General features: G+C 50.5%; 1 protein-coding gene. It reads left to right on the plus strand.

All coding sequences use genetic code 11. The features are described from left to right. On the plus strand, window positions 1-1,280 hold a 1,280-nt coding region (locus tag BM021_RS15010), incomplete at both ends, for an alginate export family protein (protein ID WP_143074375.1).

The raw sequence follows: 1,280 nt of genomic DNA on the forward strand, positions 1-1,280 counted from the left end.
TGTCTGATTTTTCAGGCGCATGCAGCAAATCCATCTCCAGCAAGTACGAATACCCCAGCACCAGCTACAACAACAGCTCCTGCTGCAACTGCTGCAGCCAGCGCAAGCTTTGACAAATCCAAAGTGCCACCGGTCACTGCAGCATCGCGCCCCGGCTTGTTTTTATTGCCACCCACCGGCCCAGGCTATTATTCATTCTGGGACATGATCACAGGCAACAAACGTGAGAAACCACCGGTTGCGCCTTATGCACCGTTCGCGCTACTGACTACGCCAGCTTACGATATCGACTTTCGCTATCTGGATACCCCAGGGCACGAGAAAGACATTTTTGATCCCATCAAGAGAATCCATCTGGGGGATGACTGGCTGCTTTCCTTTGGCGGTAATTTCTGGTACCGCTACACGCATGAAACCGACAGCCGCTTGAATGCAGCCGGCATCAATAATGATTTCCATATGCTGCGTACCCGATTCCATGCGGATTTGTGGTATCGCGACAGAGTGCGTTTTTTTGCAGAATTGATCGACGCCCGTGCTTTCGGTTCTGAACTGCCGCCACTCATCACGGACAGAAACCATGCGGACATCCTCAATATGTTCACCGATATCAAACTGGCCAATGTCAATAATGGCCCGGTTTATATCCGTGTCGGCCGGCAGGAGTTACTGTACGGTTCACAAAGACTGATCTCCACGCTGGACTGGGTCAATACACGCAGAACCTTTCAGGGTGTCAAAGCTTTCTGGCGTACGCCTGAGTGGGATCTGGATGCATTCTGGGTGCGTCCGATGATCACCGAAAAGGGCGATGTGGACAATTGGGATACCCAGCAGAATTTCTTTGGCCTGTGGGCTACCAACAAACCCAAACCCGGTCACTTGATCGATCTCTATTTCCTGAGTCTGGAAAACGAACGCAATTTGGCTACAGCCAATGTGCTGGCAGGCAATATTCTGCAGGGCAATTCTCATGTTCATACCTTAGGCGGCCGCCTTGCAGGCAATTTCGATAATTTCCTGTATGAATTTGAAGGCATGTATCAGTTCGGCCGCCGCTCCGGTCTCGATGTTTCCGCCTTTGCTGTGGCTACCGGCGTAGGTTATCGTTTGCCCATGCCAATGAACCCCCAGGGCTGGATACGCTATGATTTTGCATCCGGTGATAGTCGACACACAGATGGCAGAAGCAATACATTTAATCAATTATTTCCATTTGGTCACTATTACCTGGGTTACCTGGATCGAGTAGGACGCCAGAATATTCATGACTTCAATGC

This window comes from Nitrosomonas sp. Nm166 (assembly GCF_900112825.1).
Classification (GTDB): domain Bacteria; phylum Pseudomonadota; class Gammaproteobacteria; order Burkholderiales; family Nitrosomonadaceae; genus Nitrosomonas.